Origin of the sequence: Flavobacterium ustbae, assembly GCF_003946915.1 — a bacterium.
Taxonomy (GTDB): domain Bacteria; phylum Bacteroidota; class Bacteroidia; order Flavobacteriales; family Flavobacteriaceae; genus Flavobacterium; species Flavobacterium ustbae.
This window is the reverse complement of record NZ_RPOC01000001.1, coordinates 806,550-828,314: the sequence shown is the minus strand read 5'-3', so window position 1 is coordinate 828,314 and position 21,765 is coordinate 806,550. Positions and strand designations below refer to the sequence as shown.

Here is a 21,765-nt window from a genome sequence, read left to right as displayed (position 1 = left end):
GGTTTTCCTTTTTATCTAGTTTTGGATAAGTAATAATTCAAACATTCAAAAACATGAAAAATAGATGACTAAAAGCCGATGATTTTACAAGAAAAAATCATTAAATGCGACAGTAAAAAAAGGCTTATTAAGGTCAAAAAACTGCCCCTGAAAAGCACCAAAAAAACTTCCAAAAAATAAAGAAGCAGTACAATTTAAAAACAAAATCAGCTTACAAAAAAACCTTTTGTACTTCTTCTAAAAACCAAAAAAAATTTACATAAACCAATTTTAAGCATCATTTTTTGTTGCGCTAATTAAGGTTGTCAAAAATATTTATGAAAGATTTATAGTACTAATTTTCAATATAAAAGATAGAAAAAATGAACAAATCTAAGTTGACATTAAAAGATTTTCAATTAGAAATAATTTCTAAAAAACAGCAAAAAACAATTACAGGTGGAGATATGCCACCGACTGATCCTGTTGATCCAGGAAAAGTAGGCGGCGGTGGAAATACTTAATAGTAGAAAGATATAGACAAGTAAAATTTAAAAATAAAAAAAAATAAAGTCATGAAAAATTCAGAATTAACATTAAAAGATTTTCAATTAGATACAATTTCTAAAAAACAGCAAAAAACAATTACAGGTGGAGATGCGCCACCGACTGATCCAGTTGATCCAGGAAAAGTAGGCGGCGGTGGAAATACTTAATAGTTAGAAAGATATAGACAATTAAATTTTAAAAATAAATCCAAAAAATTATAGTCATGAAAAACTCAGAATTAACATTAAAAGATTTTCAATTAGATACAATATCTAGAAAAGAGCTGAAAACAATTACTGGAGGAGATGAAGAACCAATTGATCCAAAAAACGATCCAAGTAAAGTGGGTGGCGGTGGAAACACATAAAAAGGTAGAAATATTATGCTTACTAAATATTATTCGCAAACTGAGCTGGAGACACTCCAGTTCTTTTGCGAAATGATTTTGCAAAAGAGACTGCATTTTTAAAACCTACGCTCTCTGCAATTGCCTGCGTAGAATATTTACGATATAAATGATTGGTAATCATTTGATTAATTACATAATTAATTTTCAGTTCATTAGAATATTCGCTAAAAGATTTCCCAAATCTTTTATTCACGACATAAGACAAATAAGTTGTATTGGTTTTTATTTTTTTAGCAGCGTAAGAAAGTGTAAAATCGGCATTTAAGTATTCTAGTTTTTCTTCTAAAAGAAGTAATTTTTCTACAATTTTATTTTCTTTAGCCTCATCAATACTTAAGTTTGCATTTTCTTTCTTCAGAACAACATCTTCATTTTCAGGAACCTCAACAATTATTTCTTCTCCCGTAGAAACTTTCTCTATTTCTGTTTTTTCAATTTCTTTTCTTTCCAGATTCGCTTTAAACTCTTCAATTAAAGCATTCATTTTCTTCTGGGCTTTATTTTTATCTCTAATATTTTTGATGAGAAAAAATACAATTCCGATTACCAGAATTACATAAAATATTTTCAACGCTTTATTCCAAAAGACCTCATATTTAAACTTCTCCTGGACATCAAACATTTCTTCACTAAGATCTGCTGTACCTAGCTTATAGTTAACGTCTAAAGTTTCTTCTCTAAGATTTCCTTCATATTTCTCATATGAATCTAAGTATAGCTTAGAGTGTTTATAAGCCAGCTCAGGCTCATTTTTAATACTGTAAATTTTAGCCTGTATATAATTAGATTTAAAGAAATTATTATCAATCCTTTTGTTTTTTAAGCTAATAGAATCTACCTTCTTTAAAAATATAAGCGCTTTATCATATTTTTTAATAGAGTAATAGAGGTCTCCTAAATTATAGCTAGCAACTTGAAATACAGATTCATTATTGGTCTGTTTTGCATAAAAGGTGATATCGTAATAAATTTTTTCGGCATTGGCATAATCCTTTTTAAATAAATAAATATTCCCCAAACTAAGTTTAGCTGTAGTTTTATTGTCAATAAATTTATCCGAATACGCTATACTTTTCTTATAATAGTATTCGGCAGAATCTAACAAATAGGTCTTTTCTCTATTTTTATTATAATAACCTTCATAACAATTTCCTAAATTGGTATAGGTATTACTTTTAGCATTTTGAAATTGCTCTTTTTCATATAACCCTTCATTCTTATCTAGAAACGCATCGTTTTGTCTTAAGATTTTTATGGATAACTGATAATTGCCTACACTCTCATTTAGCAAAGCAATATTTGCTTTGAATTTTATTACTTGAACAACATCATTTATTTTAGAAGAAAATTTGACGCCTTCCTGATAACTGCTGAGCGCTTTACCATAATTAGATCTTTTCCAATAAGTAAGTCCTCGATAATTGCATAAATACGCGTGTAGTTTTGTTTTCTCATTAGACTCTTGAATCTTATTCAAATGCTTCACAGATTCTTTATACATTTTTTCGGACTTATCTGCATTTCCTTTTAATTGATACAAATAAGAACCTGCTCCATAAGCAAAAGCAATATGAATCTCATTTTTAGACTTAAGCATCTGATCGACATAAGTCAAACCTTCATCATAATTTCCGTTTGCGCTAAAACGGATATTATTCTGTAATTCTAAGTACTTTTCTTCTGTAAGCTCCCCATTCGTCTGTGCGACTCCATTGGCAAGCGTAAGTAGTAAAAAGAAAAAAGAGATGATCAGCCTCATTAAAGTTTGTTTTTGGAATTCAAAAATAGTCTATAAATTATCAATAAACTACAATTAATTTGCCAAATTCCTAATAATTTTATTTTTCACATATATAAATATAACAATTTAACCGATATTTGTTATATTTTTATTGTGTAACTTTGCTTTGATAAAATTAAACAACATGAAACCAGACCTATTTCAATCTCCAGATTACTATAACTTAGATGATTTGTTAACAGACGAACATAAATTGGTTCGTGAATCTGCTCGTTCGTGGGTTAAGAGAGAAGTTTCTCCTATTATAGAAGAATATGCTCAAAAAGCTGAATTTCCGAAACAAATTATAAAAGGTCTTGGCGAAATTGGCGGTTTTGGTCCTTATATTCCAGTAGAATACGGAGGAGCAGGATTGGATCAAATCTCGTACGGACTAATTATGCAGGAAATTGAAAGAGGCGATTCTGGAGTAAGATCTACCTCATCTGTACAATCTTCTTTGGTAATGTATCCTATCTGGAAATACGGAAACGAAGAACAACGAATGAAATATCTCCCAAAATTGGCTACAGGAGAATTTATCGGCTGCTTTGGCTTAACAGAACCGGATCACGGTTCAGATCCAGGAAGCATGATTACCAATTTTAAAGATATGGGTGATCATTACCTTTTAAATGGAGCTAAAATGTGGATTTCAAATGCGCCTTTTGCTGATATTGCCATCGTTTGGGCCAAAAATGAAGAAGGAAGAATTCATGGCTTAATTGTAGAGCGTGGCATGGAAGGATTTTCAACTCCAGAAACACATAATAAATGGTCGCTTCGCGCCTCTGCTACAGGAGAATTAATTTTTGACAATGTAAAAGTGCCAAAAGAAAACCTTCTGCCAAATAAATCTGGTTTAGGCGCTCCGCTTGGCTGTTTAGATTCTGCTCGTTACGGGATTGCTTGGGGAGCAATTGGAGCGGCAATGGATTGTTATGACACTGCTTTAAGATACGCAAAAGAAAGAATTCAATTCGGAAAACCAATTGGAGGCACGCAATTGCAACAAAAAAAATTAGCCGAAATGATTACTGAAATCACAAAAGCACAATTATTAACTTGGCGTTTGGGAGTTCTACGCAATGAAGGAAAAGCAACAACGGCGCAGATTTCTATGGCAAAACGTAACAATGTCAACATGGCAATTAACATTGCTCGTGAAGCCAGACAAATGCTCGGAGGTATGGGGATTACTGGCGAATACTCTATTATGCGCCACATGATGAACTTGGAAAGTGTTATTACTTATGAAGGAACTCACGACATACACTTACTGATTACCGGAATGGATGTAACTGGAATTCCAGCATTTAAATAATAGCCAACTATTAAATTATATACAAATTCAATATTAAAAAGCTTCTTCTAACCGAGAAGCTTTTTATCTTTGCATCAAAATTTCCAAAAATGAATATCGAAACGATAAACAAAAGCATACAACCACAAAAAGACCAACTATTAAACCATTCCTTATATAATAAGATTCAAAACATAGATGACTTACACAGCTTTTTAGAAACTCACGTTTTTGCTGTTTGGGATTTTATGTCACTATTAAAAGCTTTACAAGCCAAACTTACCTGCACGACAACGCCTTGGTTTGCTACTAAAAACCCAGAAACACGTTATTTAATAAACGAAATTGTTCTTGCCGAAGAAACCGACTTAACGCTAGACGGAAGAAGACAGAGCCATTACGAAATGTATCTGGAAGCAATGGAAGCTTGCGGTGCCGATACAACTGGAGTTTTAAGTTTTTTATCAGAAGTACATTCGCTTCAAAATATATTTGTTGCCATCAAACAAAGTTCATTGCATCCAAATGTAAAGTCTTTTCTTGATTTTACTTTTAGAGTTATCGAAGAAGGAAAACCACACGAAATTGCTGCAGCATTTACCTTCGGGAGAGAAGATTTGATTCCGAGTATGTTTACGCAGATTTTGAAAAATTTCCAGAAAAACCTTCCCGATACAGATCTAACAAAATTACTTTACTATTTTGAAAGACATATCGAACTAGATGCCGACGAACACGGACCGATGGCCATGCAGATGATTACAGAATTATGTGAAGAAGATGCTCAAAAATGGAAAGAAGTTGAAGAAGTTTCTATTCTTGCCTTAGAAAGACGCATCGCACTTTGGAATGCCATCGAAGAAGAAATCGTAATGAAGGCAGAAATGGTATAAAATCCAAACCCACATATTTAACGTAACTATTTGTTTAAAGCGAATGCAAAAATCTAATTTAAACAGATTATGAAACCACATTTTAAACAAATAGTTACCGTTATACTTTCAGTATTTCTTTTAAGCTGCAGTTCAGACGAAACTGCTGATGCGCCACCTCCACCTCCACCAATTGTAACTCCTCCAACAAAGCCTGAACCGCCAATTGCAAGTACCGTAAAGTATTTGGCTTTAGGCGATAGTTACACCATTGGTCAGAGCGTTTGTGAAACTTGCCGTTTTCCAGAACAGCTCAAAACCAGTTTAAACGCCATGTATTCTAGTTCTGTCTCGCTCAAAATAATTGCGACAACAGGTTGGACAACATCCAATTTAATTTCGGCAATCAATTCTCAAAATCCAGAATCAAATTATGATTTAGTGACACTCTTAATTGGTGTGAACAATCAATACCAGCACAGAAGTTTTTCTGTTTACGAAAAAGAGTTTCCAGAATTGGTCAATAAAGCGATAATGCTGGCCAAAGGTGACAAAAAAAATGTTGTTGTCATTTCTATTCCAGACTACGCTTATACTCCGTACGGTCAGGCTCTTGCAGGAGATCAAAGCAACAAAATCTCAGCAGAAATTACACAATACAATAATTTTGCAGAGAACTACTGCAACACCAATCAAATTGCTTTTGTTTCCATTACTGAAATTACTCGCGAAGGTCTTAACAATCCAAGTTTAGTTGCCTCAGACGGACTTCATCCTTCACAATCAGCTTATAGAATGTTTGTAGACAAGATGATGCCGAAAGTTAAAATGGCATTGCAGGATTAATATTTTTGATTTTTAAAAACCTGTATTTATCTTTTTTAACAAATTAAAATCCGTCGCGACTAAATTTTATTGAAATTGAGAAGAGTCATCGGCTCGAATGATTTTGTAGGGACGGATTTTAATCCGTCCTTAAACGATCGGAAAATCTTTGTGAATCTCTTCAACGGATAAAAATTCGTTGCTACAATATTATTTGTTTCTACGAAACTTTATTGATTTACTTTTTAGATTTCCAAATAAACCCGTCCAATAAATAATGTGTGAACTGAGGTACCGTCAGTAATGGAACCAATAAAATCTGCCAGTTCGAAAAATCAAAACTGGTTACACTGATATTTTCGTTCCAAACAAAAAGTTCCCAAAGAAATTCTTCTGAAAAAGCGATTACAAGAAGAATTCCAATATAAATTAAAAGACCTTTATATTGTTTTAAAAAAGACAAACGGCCTAATTCTTCTTCCGATTTTCCATCGATTTCTTTAAAATAAATCAAAGCCATGTATGGAATTCCGTGCGAAACGACATTCAATAAAGTGAAAATCAAGTCATCATTATAATAAATAATTCCGAAGTACCAAGAAAGTGCTGTTCCTAGAATAATACAGTTCTTCGGAATATTGAAAAATTGATTCTGAATTGATTTTATAGCAGTATAAATTACATACAAAACCATAATTGCAGCATAAATCCAAAACAGGATTTCTGGCAGTTTTTCGTTTTCAAACCTAAAAAATTCATTTTCCACAAACCAGTTGAACTTTCGCTTAGACGAAAAAAACCAATACAACATCGGATATCCCGTTGAAGCATAAATGGCTAGATTATCAATCCAAATTGAGATTTGGGTTTTAGCTTCTTTTCTGGCGTACAATCTCATAAATCCGTATTGCTGTCTGATGAAATGAAAAACCGCCACATAAGCCAAAAATGACCAAAAGACTAAGCTCCCGAACGAGAAAAGCACGATTCCTATAACAAAACAAATAAGAGGCAGCAAAACCAATCGCCGTTTCTGTTTCTGAAATTCATCGGCAACAAAATAAGTTTTAAATAAAGTGGCATAAACGTGCGCTACGTCTATAAAAACAATCAGAAAAAGCCAAGTATAAAAAGAATAATCCGTTTCAATTTCAGTAATATAATCCTGAAAAATAAAAATTATCGCCAGCACAAAAAAAGATGGTCCGATAATAAAAGTCAGATCTGTTTTGGCTTTATGAATCCAAGGTTGTGTCATCTAATAATTCGTTTACTGCATTAATCCCTTGATGGAAAGCTTCTTCAAAAATCGAAATTCCAGACAAATCGCTGTGAGCAAAATATATCTTTTTCTGAATGTTTTGTTTAGCCTGTTTCTTCGCTTCACCAAAAATAAATCCTGGAGCAGGCGAAATCATTCCGTGTCCCAGAAGAAAAACTTCTATCTCTTCTGTACATTCTTCAATATCGGGATGCGCAATTTTTAAATCGTTCAAAACAAACTGTTTCCAATATTCTTTGTCTTTTTTATAAAGCTCTTTTCTGGTCTTCTTTAAATCGGCCGAAGAAAAACTGTAATAATACGTAATGACTTTTTTGTCCTGAACTTGATTCAAAGTCTGATGCTGATCGTAAACATATCCCAAACCTTTTGCATCATAAATTACATTATCCCAAGACAGCGGAAAACTGCCATTATCTGATAAATCATTGACAACTAAAGTCGCCAAAAGCCATGGTGTATACTGAAAATCTTTTGTAAAGGTTTTTCGATCTGAAATTAAATATTGATTTACAAATTGTGGAGATGCCATGATTACTTTGTCAGCAATGATTTCTACAGAAGTTTTTGTTGCGTCATCAAAAGCTTTTGCAATGACTTTTTGATTTTCAATTTTCACTTCATAAACCAAATGATTCTTCAAAGATTTATCAGTCGTATATTTTTTTAAATGGCTGGCAAGACGCGCATTTCCTTCTGGCCATGTTAAAACGCTATCGTGTTTTTCTGAAGTGCTGTCTTGCTTTCTTCCGGCAAAATAATGGATTCCTGCCCAAGCCGAAACGTATTCAATTCCTAAACCGAAATCGTCTTTACAGCAATAATCAATATAATTAAACAAAGGCTCAGAAGTAAAATGATGCTGCTTAAACCATTGTTTCATCGTGATTTTGTCTAAAGTTCTTGTCTTTTCGTCTTTTGAAGAAAGATAGATCGGAATATCAAATAAATACTTTTGGTCTTCTCCTTTTGAAGTTCTAAAAACATCCATTTGCTTGAAAAATTTCTCAAACTCCAAATCATCAGAAACTAAATTTCCGTTTTTTGGCACTACGCCTTCCTGCCAATTGTTTTTGTAAAACAAACGTTCGTCTGGAGCAAAAGTCAGCTGCAATTCATCAAAAATGGGAAATCCTTTTGAATCGTAACCCAAAATTATTTTTTCTTCTTCTAAAAAATAAAGCAATTCTTTGTCTTGAAAATTTGGTAATGGCAAATAATGCGCGCCTAAAGGATATTTAGAATATTTGTTTTGTCCATTTGAAGAATTTCCTCCCAAATGGTTTTCTAATTCTAAGATCAAAAAATCTGAAATTCCTCTTTTTTGAAATTGTCGTGCAGCACTCAAACCCGAAATTCCTCCGCCCACAATTAAATATGGAATCTGAATTTGTTTGGTCGGCTTAGGAAAATCTTTAATCCATAAACGATGTCCGAGCAAATGTTTGGTTCCAGATAAACGAATTAGCAGCACCGCAATTTTATCAGAACAAAACTGCAGAAACGGAACCGCAATTAAAGCCGCGCCAATTACTTTTATAAAGCCTCTTCTCGACTTATTGCAGTCTTCCCCACTCTTCATCAAAATAACGTACTAAAATCTGGTTGTCTAAACGATTAATTTCGATCTCATTCGAAATCATATCATTGGTAAAATAATTGAATCGGTCAAATTGATAATTGTAAAATTTCAATTTTTCTGCTTTTCGGTTTACGGTATTAAAAGTCGTTCCGAAACCGTTTATAGCAATCGTATAACCCCATTCTCCAAATGACGGAACGTATGCATGATACGCATCGACCTGTGGAAAAACCTGCATCACAGTTTTGTTAATACACCAAAAAGATTTTGGCGCAAAATAAGGCGACGTGGTCTGTATAACTGCCACCGCATCTGGTTTTAAAATGGTTTTTAAGGTCTGATAAAAATTCAGCGAATACAATTTCCCCAAACTGTAATTGGACGGATCTGGAAAATCGATTATCGCGACATCAAATTGCTCTTTACAGCTTTTTGACCAAATATAAGCGTCTGTATTTATTACAGTGACTTTTGGATTGTTAAGTGAGTTTTGATTGAAACCGGTTAATACCGTATTTGTTTTAAATAGTTTGGTCATTCCTTCATCCAAATCGACCAAAGTTACTTTTTCTACATCTTTGTATTTCAGGATTTCGCGAACTGCCAAACCATCTCCTCCTCCAAAAACCAAAACATTTTTGACGCTTTTTGCTATTGACATTGCAGGATGAACTAAGGCTTCGTGATAACGGTATTCGTCGGCCGAACTAAATTGTAAGTTATTATTCAGATAAAGCCTATAATCGCTCTTATTATGCGTTAAAACAATACGCTGATAAGGTGTCGAATTAGTATAAATAATATTTTCTCCGTACAATTTGCCTTCTGAATAGGCCAAAATATCATTCGAAAAAATAAAAACCGTCAATAACAATACGAAAGAAAAAATGGCTTTTGCTTTCAGAAAATAAACCTTTTTTAATTCTCTTTTCAATAAATAACAAAGTACAATTGCAATGCTTACATTGATCATTCCGAAGAAAAGAGAGGTTCCCATGATGCCTAATTTCGGAACCAAAACCAGCGGAAATAAAATTGAAGCCAGCAAAGCTCCAATGTAATCAAACGTAAAAACATTCGAAACGAGATCTTTAAACTCGACCCTATCTTTTAAAATATTCATTAAAAGCGGAATTTCCAATCCGACCAAAAAACCGGTTACAAAAACAAATAAATATAAAATGAATTGAAAAGACCCAACATTTTCGAACAATAGAAACAAAACTACCGAACTCATACCTCCGATAAGTCCGACCAGTATTTCGATTTCTACAAAAGTGTTGAGCAGATTTTTATGAAAAAACTTGGAAAAAAACGAGCCTATACCCATAGAAAACAGGTATACGCCAATAATAAACGAAAATTGTTTTACCGAATCGCCCAGTAAATAACTAGCCAAAGTTCCAGCAACCAACTCGTAAATAAGTCCGCAGGTGGCAATTATAAATACAGCAAAAAGTAAAAGAAATTCGAATTTGAGAAACTTTTTACCCATGAATTGCGGCATTAATAATCATGGAAATCCCAATGATAAACGCTGCCAAAACGATTGCAACAGCAACATTATTTTTTTCTACAACTTCTTTCCATGTATTTTCTGGAGTCAGTTTTTCAATAATAAAATAACCAACCAATAAAATGATGATTCCTAAAAGAGAGTAAATAATTGAATTTACTATTGGCTGAGCGTGAATTAATTCCATATTAATTGATTTTTTTATTTGTGATAAAAATGATTGTATGATGAACGGCTTCCGCTCGTTGTTGATTTATAATTTTCTGTCGTTTCGCAATCGCAGATTCGGTTTCCTGCGAGAGTAAAATACATGTAAACTCCAAAGCAGAAGCATCCAATTGCTAATGGAGCCCAGTTATAAGTAAAGAAGTCAAAAATTCTTTTCATATTAATTTATTCGTAAGTAGAGTAAGAGCTGTCTGCCCATCTCTTTTTTTCAAATTGAATTCTTAGGTAACGTACTATAAAGTAAATTACAATCATTCCGATAATGACCAGCCAAGCATTTCTGTTAGAAGGCTGATTCCATACGACACTCACCGCCATTTCGCCGTTCGAAAGATCTTCTGGAGCTTTCATTGGCGTTATTAAAAGATGGTATTTTCCGCCTTCGACTCCACAAATATTAAATTTCTCCGATTGGCTCCCTTCTGTCCAAGATTCTCCATCAGAACTGCCATAATAATATTCTATGTCTTTGTTAGCGTAAATTTCGTCGTTAGTATCTTCATTTATTAAAGCAATGTTTATGTTTGCCCAAGAATTATTTACACCTGTAGAAACCTTAATCGTCATTGGTGCCGAAGCTCCTTTTAATACAAACGACGGACTCGTTATTTCTTTATTATCAAATTCGCTGAATTTAATACTGCTATTAAAAACATTTTGCTCGACTTGATCTTTATAAATGTACCAGTTTGCAGAAATAATTAGCAAAGCAAAAAAACAGAAAATAACCGCTGTATTGGTAAGATCAAAATGAAACGGCTGAATCATGCTGGTTCCTGATTGATAAGGCAATGTTATTCTAGGAAATGCTTTTTTGATTTTATTTTTACTGATATATTCACCATGAAAAGCAGTCTGAACATTATTCATTTTTTCGATCGAAACAAGGTATGGCGGGTTTATAAATTCTGCCAAATGAATTTTCTTGTTCGGAATATGAAAATCAAAAAATCCTTTCGCATTAATTATTTCAGCATCTGAATGTTCAAATAAATTATAACTAACATCTTTATATTTTAGAATCTTAATACCTTTTTTTATATCTGCAATAGGTTCCATTTCGGTAAGCACCATCCAATGTCCATTTGAAAGCGACAAGTAAAGAAATTCTTTTTCTTTGTTCTGCAAGATAAATTCTGTCCAAGTATAATCTGGATAAACATTTTTCCTTAGAATTCCTGTCACTGTGTATTCACTTCCGTTTAAGAAGCCAGTGTCACCAATTGCCAGCGGACAATCATGAAAAGGAGCTCTATATTGCGATCTTCTTCTAAATTGTCCCGCCTCATCAACGATATAAACGCTATAACATTCAGGGCAAACAAAATTTAAAACTTCAAAACCAACCTCTAATTCGGTTTCTGTATTACAGTCGTAACAAGGAATCTTCATATCTTAACGGTTAATTTCAAAATCTTTAATAATTGCGGCATCAAAATACGTCACATAATCGGCCATTACAGCGCGCACTTTTGCTGAATTGTCCTGAAGATAATTGCACAAATAAACATCTAAAGTCAACTGATTGTATTCTGGCCAAGTGTGTATACAAATATGCGATTCTTTCAAGCAGTACGAAATCGTAAAACTATCGTTATCAAAATCGTGAACTACTGCCCCAACCTTCTCCAATTCGTATTTCTGCAAAATAGAATTGGTAACCGCCACAAAACCTTTGCTGTCTGTAAGCTTCCAGATTTGGTCGACATGTAGAGTAACCAGTTTATGCAATCCTGGCGAATAAGGAGGTAAATCCATCAAGTTATTTATATTACGCAGGAGCCAAATATATAATATTTCTGTAATAAAAAAATGCGGGAAACCGTATTTTTAAAATAACTTTTTAGGACTATGTGTTTTTAGTTTTGATATTTTTTTAAGAAGTAGAAGTTTTAGTTTTTTCAGGACTAATAAAATTTTAAAAACAAAAAATCCGGAAAACCGGATTTCAAAACTGTAATTATTTGGCTTCCCAAAAACAGCGTTTCGGCGAGACAATTAATCCTTCATCTTTTAATTTTTTCATCGCTTTGTCTACTTCTTTACGATCCAATTTTGTTAATTCAACTACCTTTCCCGCATTTACTGGCGCAGCTGCTTTTTTAATTGCCTCTAACACCTGATCTTTAGTTTCCATTTATTTTATTTTAAAAAATATTTGGCAAAAATAGTAAAAATTAACTTACAAAAATTCATAAATATTGTTTTTGATTGTTAATCAGACCCCATTATCAAATAAAAAACCCGCAATTTCATTTTTTATGAAACTGCGGGTTTTTAAATTTTCTTGCAGAAAGGAAGGGATTCGAACCCTCGATACAGTTACCCATATACTAGCTTTCCAGGCTAGCTCCTTAAACCACTCGGACACCTTTCTATTTTGGTTTGCAAATAACACAAAAAAATCTGACTTTACAAAGGTAAATTGTTCTTCCTTTAAATGCTTTTTTTAAATTCATCCATAAATAGTTTTACGGCTTTTTTCTGGTACCCTCCAATTGTCAGCATAAAAGATTCCCTGTTAGTGGCAACACCCGTAATCTGTATGGCTTTAAGCTGATCCCAGTCTTTTAATGCTTTTTCTGCCACAATTGTCGCCCAATCACTGTTTTCTACCATTTGAAGCAAGGCATGAATCGATTGTAGTTCGATCGAAATTTTAGGTTTCATATTGAACCTTAAGAATAATTCTTCGACATATTCTCGCGAATTCGATCCTTTTCCGGGTAAAATAAGCGGTATATCTTCTATTTTCTTAAACGCAATTTTATCCAAATGCGCCAATGCATGATTTTTAGAAACTACCATAACCATCTTTGAAATAAACAAAGGAACTTTCTGAATGGGCAATTCTATCGGGTGTGACGAAATAACGAGTACTAAATCTAGTTCGTTATTAATTAATTTTTGCTCCAGCGTTTCTGTCGTTCCGTATTCCACAATAATTTTAAGGTTTTGATATCTTTTGGCAAAGGCATTTACGACGGGCAGAATCAAAAGTCCGAAAATATAGGTAACGCCAATTCTAAGTTCGCCACCAATCATTTCGTTTAAATCCTCGATGGCTTGTTTTCCGTTTTGAACATTTTCGACCACTTTTTTTGCGTGAATCAAAAAAACGGAACCAGCTTCTGTCAATTGCACTTTTTTACCAATTCGCTTAAACAAAGGCAAACCAAGCTCTTCTTCGAGTTTTTTTATTTGTTGCGAAAGCCCCGATTGCGTTACAAAACACAATTCTGCAGCTTTGGTAAAGTGCAAAACCTCAGCCGTTTTAATAAAATACTGCAGTTGATAAAGTTCCATATTGATAAGTTTTACTACTTATTATAAGTAAAATTATTAATTTTTCTAATACTATCATAATCCCGAACTTTGTATTAAATATTTAGAGTCATGTTTAAAGCCTTAAAATCAAAAAACTTCAAGTTATTTTTCTACGGACAATCCGTATCAGTTATTGGAACCTGGATGCAGAAAACAGCCGTAAGCTGGATGGTTTATAGTATAACGGGATCTGTATTTTTATTAGGATTAGCGACATTTTTAAGCATGATTCCGTCTTTGTTTTTGGCTCCTTTAGCTGGAAGTATCATCGGCCGTTATGACAGACATAAAACAATGCTATTTTTACAATCTTTGGCGATGCTTCAGGCTGGAACTTTAGCTTTGCTTATTTATCTTAAAATTTACAATATCAATTTTATTTTGGCTTTGAGTCTTGTACAAGGAATTATCAACGCATTTGATATGACGTGTCGCCAAACGATGATGATCGATATTGTCGACAATAAAGAAGATCTTCCAAATGCAGTCGCGCTTAACTCCACTTTAAACAATTTTGCCCGAATTGCAGGTCCTGCGCTTGCCGGAATTATTCTGCATGAATATGGTGAAGATATTTGTTTTATTGGAAATTTCGTGAGTTATATTCCTGTTCTTATTTCATTAATGATGATGAAAATGACACCACATATAAAAGCTGAAAATAAATTAAATATGTTAGATGATTTTATCGAAGGTCTAGATTACGTTAAAAAAGAAACCGAAATGGCAAGAATGCTCATGATGCTAACATGTAGCAGTGTGTTTGTAATTTCGTTCAATACGCTAATGCCCGTTTTTGCGAAAGATATTTTTAGCGGAAACGCCGAAACTTTCAGTTGGTTCGAAAGCGCTGCTGGAATTGGTTCTGTTTTATCTGCAATTTACCTTGCCAATCTAAAATCTGCCGAAAACATGAACAAGCTGATGATTGCAGCAAGTTTACTTCTTGGTTTTAGCGTAATTATTTTAGCGATTTCAAGCAGTATCACAATTGCTTTAATTTGTATGACACTGAGCGGAATTGGAATGATGGGACAAACTTCTTCTATCAATATTTATATTCAGACTCATAGTGCTGTAAATATGCGTTCTAGAAGCATCAGCTATTACATGATGGCTTATCAGGGAATGATTCCTGTAGGAAGTTTAATTATTGGCTATGTTTCTCATTCTCTTGGCGTAAGAGCTACCGTTGCCATTCAGGGAGTTATTTGTATTCTTTCGGTTTTGGTTTATGTGTATTATAAAAAACATAAAGTTGAAGAGGAATTGGAGACTTGTACTGTTGAATATAAAAATTCCAATTAAAAAAATTCCAAATTCCAAACTTAAGGGGGACTTTTGAACCATATAAGTAATATAAGTTCATTTAATTAAGCCGGTTCTTTTTGAACAGCTTGTCATTTCGAGGAAATTTGGAATTTGGGATTTAAAAAAATTGGAATTACAATTAAGATATTTCCCCACGAAGAGCCGTTTCAAAAACATCTTTAAACTCGTTTTGAGGAATTTTATGTCCTAGCAAATACATTAGTTTTGTAATTGCAGCTTCTGTAGTAATGTCTTTTCCAGAAATAACGCCTAAAGACTTTAGGGCTGTACTGGTTTCATATTGTCCCATGTTGACGCTTCCGCCTGAGCATTGCGTTACGTTTACGATGTGCATTCCCGATTTAATGGCTTTTTCAATTAAATTTAAAAACCAATCTTCGGTTGGAGCATTTCCAGAACCGTATGTTTCTAGTACAATTCCGCGTAGGCCAGAAGTGGCAAGGATCGAAGCCAAAACAATTTCGCTCATTCCTGGAAACATTTTGATAATAGCAACGTGATTGTCTAAGTTTTTATGGACAATCAGTTTAGCCTCTTTTTTTACGGGAAGAAATAAATGTCTGTTTAGTTTTAAGTGAACACCAGATTCTACCAATTCTGGATAATTTGGCGCTGTAAAAGCTCTAAAATGTTCTGCATTTACTTTAGAAGTTCGGTTTCCGCGATACAATTTGTATTCAAAATACAAACAGACCTCTTTAATAACTGGTTTTCCGTTTTCTAAAAGCGAAGCAATCTGAATTGCTGTAATCAGGTTTTCTTTGGCATCGGTACGCAAATCTCCAATTGGTAATTGCGAACCTGTAAATACAACTGGTTTTGCTAAATTTTCGAGCATAAAACTCAATGCCGAAGCCGAATACGACATGGTATCTGATCCGTGAAGAACCACAAATCCGTCAAAAGCGCTGTAGCTTTCCTCGATAATAGTGGCAATTTTGGTCCACATTTGAGGATTCATATTCGAAGAATCAATTGGGTTCTCAAAAGAAATCGATTCGATTTCGCAATCCAATTGTTTAATTTCTGGAATTTTCTGAATTAATTTACCAAAGTTGAACGCTTTGAGCGCTCCAGTTTCAAAGTCTTTGCTCATACCGATTGTTCCTCCGGTATAAATCAATAGGATTTTTGCTTTAGATGACATCTTGGTATTTTAATTTATTGACAACAGGATTAGCATACATGGCTAAAAACCCTTGTCTTGTAACAGGATTATCGCTTCCGATTCTCATTTCTAAACGGCGCTCAAACAATGATTTTTCGCTTTCTTTATACTTGTCAGCAAATCTATCTGTTTCGTTCAGGATATCGTAAGCAATAAAATTAGTCGGCCATAATTGATAATTTTTCAAAATAACATCATCAATCGTTTGTGCCAAAGCCTGAACTTGCTTGTTTGCATTGTCATTTTCGGCTACAATCTGATCGATTTCTGTATCCAGAACATCTCCGACCGAAATATGTATTCTTTTTTTAGTTCCCATGATACCGCTTATAATGGTCATGAAATCTTCATTTTTATCTTTTACGTAAACTTCGTTGTTTGCTTCTGCCATTAATTGTGGCATTTTCAGCACATCCGTCGGGTCATATTCGTAAGAAATAGAAACTGGAACGATCTTTAATTTCTTAAAATAATCCATTAAGTTTCCTTCATCAGAACCCATTCCGATCATTTTTAAAACTCCTGGATTGGTTTCGTCATTTCCGTCTTTTGTTCTTCCTTCTCTTTGTGCAATCCAAACCGAACGGTTTTCGCGAAGCAGTAATTGTCCCATATATTCAGACAATAATTTAGAACTCTGCAACATTTCGCGAGGTGTTAAACCTCTTAAAACCAAAAAGTTTCTGTTTAGTTTTGCTAATGTTGCCAAGAAAGCTTTCTTCACTAAATTGTCTCCAATTGCCGAAGCCGTCATTACTAAACCGTGTTCGAATAAACAAACATTTAATAAAGTAGTATCTAAAAGAATATCTCTATGATTGGAGATAAATAAGTACGAAGTATTTGGTTCTAATTTTTCAAAACCTGAAGTCGTTAAACCTTCAGAGCTTTTTTCTAGAACTTTCTGAATAGTGTTATAAATAAAATTGCATTGAAAATCTCTAATAGAATGTGTTTTCTTTAATTGTTCCTTCCAAACCTCATCTTCTACCTCCGGAAAAGTAAAGTTCATCATAGTTTTCATCATTGGATGATTTACAACATTATGAAGGGCTTCATTTATTTCGGAATCATAAAACGGTCGAATGGCATCAAATCTCTGCATTATTTATATTGGTTTTAAGTGGGCAAAAGAACAAAAAAAAAATTAAAGTTTTGTAAGGCACAAGTTAAATCCCAAAAACGTCTTTTGAATTTTGTGTTGTAATTGCTGCAATTTCTTCTTCCGAAACTTGGTAAATATCGGCCAATTTAGCAATTACGTTAACTAGATAACTGCTTTCATTTCGTTTTCCGCGATACGGAATTGGCGCTAAATAAGGCGAATCGGTCTCCAAAACAATATGTTTTAAATCGATTTGATTTAAAAACTGATCAATTTTTCCATTTTTAAATGTAACTACTCCTCCTATTCCTAATTTCATTTTATACGAAATTGCCTGCTGTGCTTGTACTAAAGTTCCGGAAAAACAATGAAAAATCCCAAACAAATCTTCAGATTTTTCTTCTTCTAAAATTTCAAAGATTTCATCAAAAGCTTCACGGCAATGAATTACAATAGGTAATTTGTATTGTTTTGCTAATTGAATTTGTTTTCTAAAAGCAATTTGCTGCTCTTTTAAATGTGTTTTATCCCAATACAAATCGATTCCGATTTCGCCGACTGCGTAGAATTTTCGTTTGGCTAATTCGGTTTCTACATGCGCCAATTCGTCTAGATAATTGTCTTTTACGTAAGTGGGATGCAAACCCATCATCAAGAAGATATTATCAGGATAGTTTTTTTCGAGATCGTACATAGACTGCGTCGCCGCAGCATCGATTGCGGGAATAAAAAAACGCGTAATTCCGGCATCAATAGCGCGCTGAATCATTTCGCCTCGATCCTGATCAAATTCTTCAGAATATAAATGGGTATGGGTATCGGTGATTGTTATAGTAGGTTCCAACTGTCTTAATTTTTATAGTTGGCAAAATTACGACAATATTAAAAGAATAGCAATTCTGGAGTTGAAACGCGGATTTTACTGATTCGCTTTCGCGAAAGCGCTGATAAAAACGGATTTTTAATTTTTTGTATTATTTCTAAAAGACAATTCGATACATCGATAAACCTGACAGGTTTTAAAAAACCTGTCAGGTCTAAACCCAAAGTTGCCGAGGATTTATCCTCTCGCAGATTTTGCAGATATGGCAGATTTTTTCTTTTCAGAAACAAAAAACCTTCATCATAGTTAATGATAAAGGTTTAATTATTAGTTTTTAAAATTTTCCAGATTCTTGATCGTTGCTTGTTTTTGAGAATTTTGTGGCTTTAATTCTCCTTTTTCTATAAAAGAAAGCGCTCTTTCTAAAACCTCATCTCTTCCTTCCTGAATTCCTTTTATGGTTGGTTTGACTTCGATATCTGGCACAATTCCGATTCTTTGCGTTTCTCGACCGTCTGGATAATAAACTCCTATTCCTGTAAAGCCAGTATGAAATCCTCTAAAATCAAACTCAAAATTATTTCCGTCTGTTCCCGCTGTCTGACTGCCAATAATAGTCGTATTTCCAGATGTTTGAAAACACATCGCCGTCCATTCTGACTGGCTCATAGAATCTTCGTTGAGCAATACAATAACTTTTCCTTTGTAATGATCTTTGTTTTCAAATCCGGCTTTTCTTCCTTCTTCCAAAACAAATTTGCCAGGATAGTTTAAGTAAGGCATTGTATAATCGCAAAATTTCTTTTCCTCAGGATTTAAAAAATCTGAAATCTCTTTCCATGTATTATGCGGATAATTTCTCATATCAAAAACAATTGCTTTTGTCGATTTAAGAGCTTCAATCATATCTGGAATATTCTTGGGTTTGATCACCCCCATATTAACATAACCGATATTATTACCTAAAAGTTTAAATTTATCTTTCTTTTTTTGCGCTCCTTTTTTAAACTCATTTCTATGCGAATCATGATAATTAGACCATGTCATTGTTTTTGTTTCGTACTTTCCGTTTGATAAAAATTCTACTTTAACATTCTCAGATTCACTTTTTAGCAAATTTCCAACAATTTTATTTTGATAAGAAACTTCGTTTGAAGCACAGAAAATATCTCTATTTTCTTGAATAAGTTCTTTTATAGTTTTATTGTTTATCTTGGTAATTACAGTCCCAACTTTAATATTATCTGCTTCAGCCAGACTATCTCCCAAAATCTCGGTAATCACTATTTTTTCGTCTATTATTTTACCCGTTGCAGGAAAATAAACCGGACTTTTTGTAGCTGAAGCATCTGGATAAATGTGAAACATAACGTGACTATCATTCAGTTTGGTTATCATTTTTCTGAATGCTTTATAAAATTCATCCGAATTATTTGCCTGAACCACTGAAGGTAGCGTTTCATTTAACGTAACATCCCATTTTTGGTCCATTACATATTTATATGGAAAAAAGTATTCTATAACACTCCAATAGGCAAAAGTCATTAAAACCCTGTTACTTTTGCTATTGTAATCCAGATCGAAGTAATTTTTCAGTTTTTTAAAAGCATCAAAATCTGGGCTAAATTCTTCATTAGACAGATATCTGTTTTCTTCAATAAACTTCAATTTTGCTGAAAGATTTCTAGAGAATAAAGCGCTGGTATTGATCCATGATAAATCGAAATTCTTATCAAAAAACTTGACATCTTTTGGCTCTGCAATTGGTTCAATTAATGGCACTTCTCCTAACGTATCTATCCAGTTTGAGATTACCAATGAAAATTCTTTTCTGGTTTGTGCTTTTTCAACCTTTGGCAAAATATCAATCAATTGCTGATCCCAGTTGAACTCTCCAGCGGCAACTTTTGGATGATAATATTTTAGAAATCCCCAGACTTTGCAGGTTGCAACTAATTTTTCGGTTTCGGTAACTTTTTGGCTAAAGAGAATTTGCGAAAATATAATCAGGAAAAATAACGTAATTTTTTTCATGCAGCGTTTTGGGGGTTAGTTAAAAATAGTTTTGGGAAACTCAGTTTTTTGATTCTGCCGAATGTAGGAAATAATTCTAAACAACTTTTACGGCTTTCCTCAAATTACACTGAAAATTAGTAAACTAAACGTAGATGATAGACTCGCTTTCGCGAAAGCGTAAATAAAAACAAGTTTATACTTTTCTAAAAAATGAAAAACCTTTGTCTAAGCTTAAAACTTTGACAAAGGTTTGAACAATAATAACCTATTTTTTGTCCTTCTAACGAACGAAGAACCTCACAAGAAGCTTCGAAAAAGAAAACCCCCATTTTTTCTCTCGATCATCTAGTGCGATCCCTCGTTCCTTAGTGCAACAAATAGGAGTTTATTATCTGCTCCTATAAATAGCAAAGTGTGTTCCAAACTGCATCTTTCTTAAAAAGAAAATCGAATTTAGAACTAAAATTCGAAATTCGATTGAGGTTTCCCGTATTACGGGCATTTTTTTTACAAAAAGTTTGATTTTATTCCAATTCTTCTAATAAATGCTCTACTTCATCATAATCTTCATAATCCTCAGAGATCGATTCTAGAACTGTTTTACATTCTTTATATTTTCCTTGTTTTAGTTTAGACAGAGCCAGATTCCATTTTGCTTTCTCTTTATAAACCGAATTTCCGGCTTCTAATTCTTTAAAAATAGTTTCTGCTTTTACATATTTACTCACTTGCAATAATGAAACTGCATAGAAATACTTCATCTCGTCTGAATTGTTTTCTTTCAAAATCATTTCAAAAATCGGAATTGCATCATCATATTTTTGTGCGTTGAAATTGATCTCTGCTTGTTTTAAATTTGCTTCAGAAACACCTGTCTCTGTAAAATAAGCCCTTTCAAGATGGTTATAATCTTCAAAATTTGGATAATGATTATAATCAAAGAAAAATAATCCGAACATAATAATTACAGATACCGCTGCAACGAAATACCACGGTTTAAGCGAAATTGTTTTGTGTTTCTTTTTATTGAAGTATTTGTCTGAAATTCTAGTCAGGTTTGCTTCAAAAGCGGCTCTCCCTTCTTTTATCAGCAATTTATTGTCTTGTTGGTAACGTTTTTCTTCTTCTTCAAATTTTTCTGTTTGGGCAATCAACTCATGAGCAGATTCATTAACAGATACTACATTCTCATAAATTGTTCCCTGTTTGTTGCCAGAATTTTTCAGTTCGTTAAGCCACCGTCTTTTACATAACAAGAAGAAATAGGCATCAAATGGGCAAGTCAATTGAAGTTTTCCAGCTTTAGCCTGATTAAAAAGTAAAATCATAATTTCCTGAACCACATCTTGCGCTTGATCTTTGTCTCCAGAATTATGATGTATAAACTGGAAGACTTTTGGTGCAAACTTCTTATATATCATTTCTATGATTACAGAATCGTTTGCAGCAATTCCGTCAATATATTTTTGATCAGGATGAATTTTATTTTGACCCATAAAAAAGCATTTTACTGCTAATTTAAAAAAAAGAATCTTATAAATCTCTAAAAAACCAAGATAACAACATTATAATCAATCACATACACGTATGGAAATTATCAAAAAAAAGTAATCTAATGTATATTTAGAACTCTTAAAAGTTTTAAAATTATAACTTTAGTATATCATTA

At 33.3% G+C, this 21,765-nt stretch carries 22 protein-coding genes and 1 tRNA gene; 7 read left to right on the top strand and 16 right to left on the bottom strand.

The genetic code is table 11. The features are described 5' to 3' along the window. Positions 1-362: 362 nt before the first annotated feature. The 3 genes from EG814_RS03550 to EG814_RS03540 are packed head-to-tail and all read left to right on the top strand — an operon-like array spanning position 363 to position 895. Positions 363-503: an rSAM-modified peptide gene (locus tag EG814_RS03550; RefSeq protein WP_125718941.1), complete on the top strand. Its 141-nt coding sequence runs from the start codon at positions 363-365 to the stop codon at positions 501-503. 51 nt (positions 504-554) lie between these two features. Next, the gene (locus EG814_RS03545) at positions 555-695 is read left to right on the top strand and encodes an rSAM-modified peptide (protein WP_125718939.1); all 141 of its coding nucleotides are present in this window, start codon (positions 555-557) and stop codon (positions 693-695) included. 56 nt (positions 696-751) lie between these two features. Continuing rightward, the gene (locus tag EG814_RS03540; protein WP_125718937.1) at positions 752-895 is read left to right on the top strand and encodes an rSAM-modified peptide; all 144 of its coding nucleotides are present in this window, start codon (positions 752-754) and stop codon (positions 893-895) included. 22 nt (positions 896-917) lie between these two features. Here the strand turns inward: EG814_RS03540 and EG814_RS03535 are convergent, their stop codons facing one another. Then, on the bottom strand, positions 918-2,696 hold the full coding sequence (locus EG814_RS03535) for a helix-turn-helix domain-containing protein (protein WP_125718935.1): 1,779 nt from the start codon (positions 2,694-2,696) through the stop codon (positions 918-920). 166 nt (positions 2,697-2,862) lie between these two features. On the opposite strand from EG814_RS03535, the gene EG814_RS03530 reads away from it, so the two are divergent. The 3 genes from EG814_RS03530 to EG814_RS03520 all read left to right on the top strand — a co-directional run bounded on the left by EG814_RS03530 (position 2,863) and on the right by EG814_RS03520 (position 5,738). Further along, entirely contained in the window at positions 2,863-4,041 is a 1,179-nt protein-coding gene (locus tag EG814_RS03530) for an acyl-CoA dehydrogenase family protein (RefSeq protein WP_125718933.1), read from the top strand. A gap of 89 nt (positions 4,042-4,130) precedes the next feature. Next, positions 4,131-4,913: a DUF3050 domain-containing protein gene (locus EG814_RS03525; protein ID WP_125718931.1), complete on the top strand. Its 783-nt coding sequence runs from the start codon at positions 4,131-4,133 to the stop codon at positions 4,911-4,913. Between the two features lie 69 nt (positions 4,914-4,982). Then, positions 4,983-5,738: an SGNH/GDSL hydrolase family protein gene (locus EG814_RS03520; protein WP_125718928.1), complete on the top strand. Its 756-nt coding sequence runs from the start codon at positions 4,983-4,985 to the stop codon at positions 5,736-5,738. Between the two features lie 217 nt (positions 5,739-5,955). Here the strand turns inward: EG814_RS03520 and EG814_RS03515 are convergent, their stop codons facing one another. The 10 genes from EG814_RS03515 to EG814_RS03470 all read right to left on the bottom strand — a co-directional run bounded on the left by EG814_RS03515 (position 5,956) and on the right by EG814_RS03470 (position 13,631). Further along, on the bottom strand, positions 5,956-6,975 hold the full coding sequence (locus tag EG814_RS03515; protein WP_125718926.1) for a hypothetical protein: 1,020 nt from the start codon (positions 6,973-6,975) through the stop codon (positions 5,956-5,958). After that, positions 6,953-8,581 carry a flavin monoamine oxidase family protein gene (locus EG814_RS03510; RefSeq protein WP_125718924.1) on the bottom strand — a complete coding sequence of 543 codons (1,629 nt, stop codon included), beginning with the start codon at positions 8,579-8,581 and terminating at the stop codon, positions 6,953-6,955. The genes EG814_RS03515 and EG814_RS03510 overlap by 23 nt, the downstream gene beginning before the upstream one ends. Then, on the bottom strand, positions 8,556-10,076 hold the full coding sequence (locus EG814_RS03505; protein WP_125718922.1) for a polyamine aminopropyltransferase: 1,521 nt from the start codon (positions 10,074-10,076) through the stop codon (positions 8,556-8,558). Before EG814_RS03505 ends, EG814_RS03510 begins: the two co-directional genes overlap by 26 nt. Next, a complete protein-coding gene (locus tag EG814_RS03500) occupies positions 10,069-10,284 on the bottom strand; it encodes a DUF350 domain-containing protein (protein WP_125718920.1) in 216 nt (71 codons plus the stop codon). The genes EG814_RS03505 and EG814_RS03500 overlap by 8 nt, the downstream gene beginning before the upstream one ends. 14 nt (positions 10,285-10,298) lie before the next feature. Then, positions 10,299-10,484, bottom strand: a complete 186-nt coding sequence (locus EG814_RS03495) for a hypothetical protein (RefSeq protein ID WP_125718918.1) — start codon at positions 10,482-10,484, stop codon at positions 10,299-10,301. Between the two features lie 6 nt (positions 10,485-10,490). Next, positions 10,491-11,717, bottom strand: a complete 1,227-nt coding sequence (locus tag EG814_RS03490; protein ID WP_125718916.1) for a DUF4178 domain-containing protein — start codon at positions 11,715-11,717, stop codon at positions 10,491-10,493. A 3-nt stretch (positions 11,718-11,720) separates the two neighbouring features. Next, positions 11,721-12,083 carry an S-adenosylmethionine decarboxylase family protein gene (locus tag EG814_RS03485; RefSeq protein ID WP_125718914.1) on the bottom strand — a complete coding sequence of 121 codons (363 nt, stop codon included), beginning with the start codon at positions 12,081-12,083 and terminating at the stop codon, positions 11,721-11,723. Between the two features lie 202 nt (positions 12,084-12,285). Further along, entirely contained in the window at positions 12,286-12,462 is a 177-nt protein-coding gene (locus tag EG814_RS03480) for a MarR family transcriptional regulator (RefSeq protein ID WP_125718912.1), read from the bottom strand. Positions 12,463-12,615: 153 nt separating this feature from the next. Then, positions 12,616-12,702 (bottom strand) — tRNA-Ser (locus tag EG814_RS03475). Positions 12,703-12,761: 59 nt separating this feature from the next. Next, the gene (locus tag EG814_RS03470; protein WP_125718910.1) at positions 12,762-13,631 is read right to left on the bottom strand and encodes a LysR substrate-binding domain-containing protein; all 870 of its coding nucleotides are present in this window, start codon (positions 13,629-13,631) and stop codon (positions 12,762-12,764) included. 90 nt (positions 13,632-13,721) lie between these two features. Between EG814_RS03470 and EG814_RS03465 the strand changes: the two genes are divergently transcribed. Next, the gene (locus EG814_RS03465; protein ID WP_125718908.1) at positions 13,722-14,960 is read left to right on the top strand and encodes an MFS transporter; all 1,239 of its coding nucleotides are present in this window, start codon (positions 13,722-13,724) and stop codon (positions 14,958-14,960) included. 142 nt (positions 14,961-15,102) lie between these two features. Here the strand turns inward: EG814_RS03465 and EG814_RS03460 are convergent, their stop codons facing one another. The 5 genes from EG814_RS03460 to EG814_RS03440 all read right to left on the bottom strand — a co-directional run bounded on the left by EG814_RS03460 (position 15,103) and on the right by EG814_RS03440 (position 21,592). Next, positions 15,103-16,131, bottom strand: coding sequence for an asparaginase (locus EG814_RS03460; RefSeq protein WP_125718906.1), 1,029 nt, complete (start codon positions 16,129-16,131; stop codon positions 15,103-15,105). After that, positions 16,121-17,257 carry a 1-acyl-sn-glycerol-3-phosphate acyltransferase gene (locus EG814_RS03455; RefSeq protein ID WP_125718904.1) on the bottom strand — a complete coding sequence of 379 codons (1,137 nt, stop codon included), beginning with the start codon at positions 17,255-17,257 and terminating at the stop codon, positions 16,121-16,123. The genes EG814_RS03460 and EG814_RS03455 overlap by 11 nt, the downstream gene beginning before the upstream one ends. Positions 17,258-17,321: 64 nt before the next feature. Next, a complete protein-coding gene (locus EG814_RS03450) occupies positions 17,322-18,089 on the bottom strand; it encodes a TatD family hydrolase (RefSeq protein WP_125719107.1) in 768 nt (255 codons plus the stop codon). A gap of 318 nt (positions 18,090-18,407) precedes the next feature. Next, entirely contained in the window at positions 18,408-20,114 is a 1,707-nt protein-coding gene (locus tag EG814_RS03445) for a S41 family peptidase (protein ID WP_125718902.1), read from the bottom strand. A 506-nt stretch (positions 20,115-20,620) separates the two neighbouring features. Beyond that, a complete protein-coding gene (locus EG814_RS03440; protein WP_235830899.1) occupies positions 20,621-21,592 on the bottom strand; it encodes a CDC27 family protein in 972 nt (323 codons plus the stop codon). Positions 21,593-21,765 lie beyond the last annotated feature (173 nt).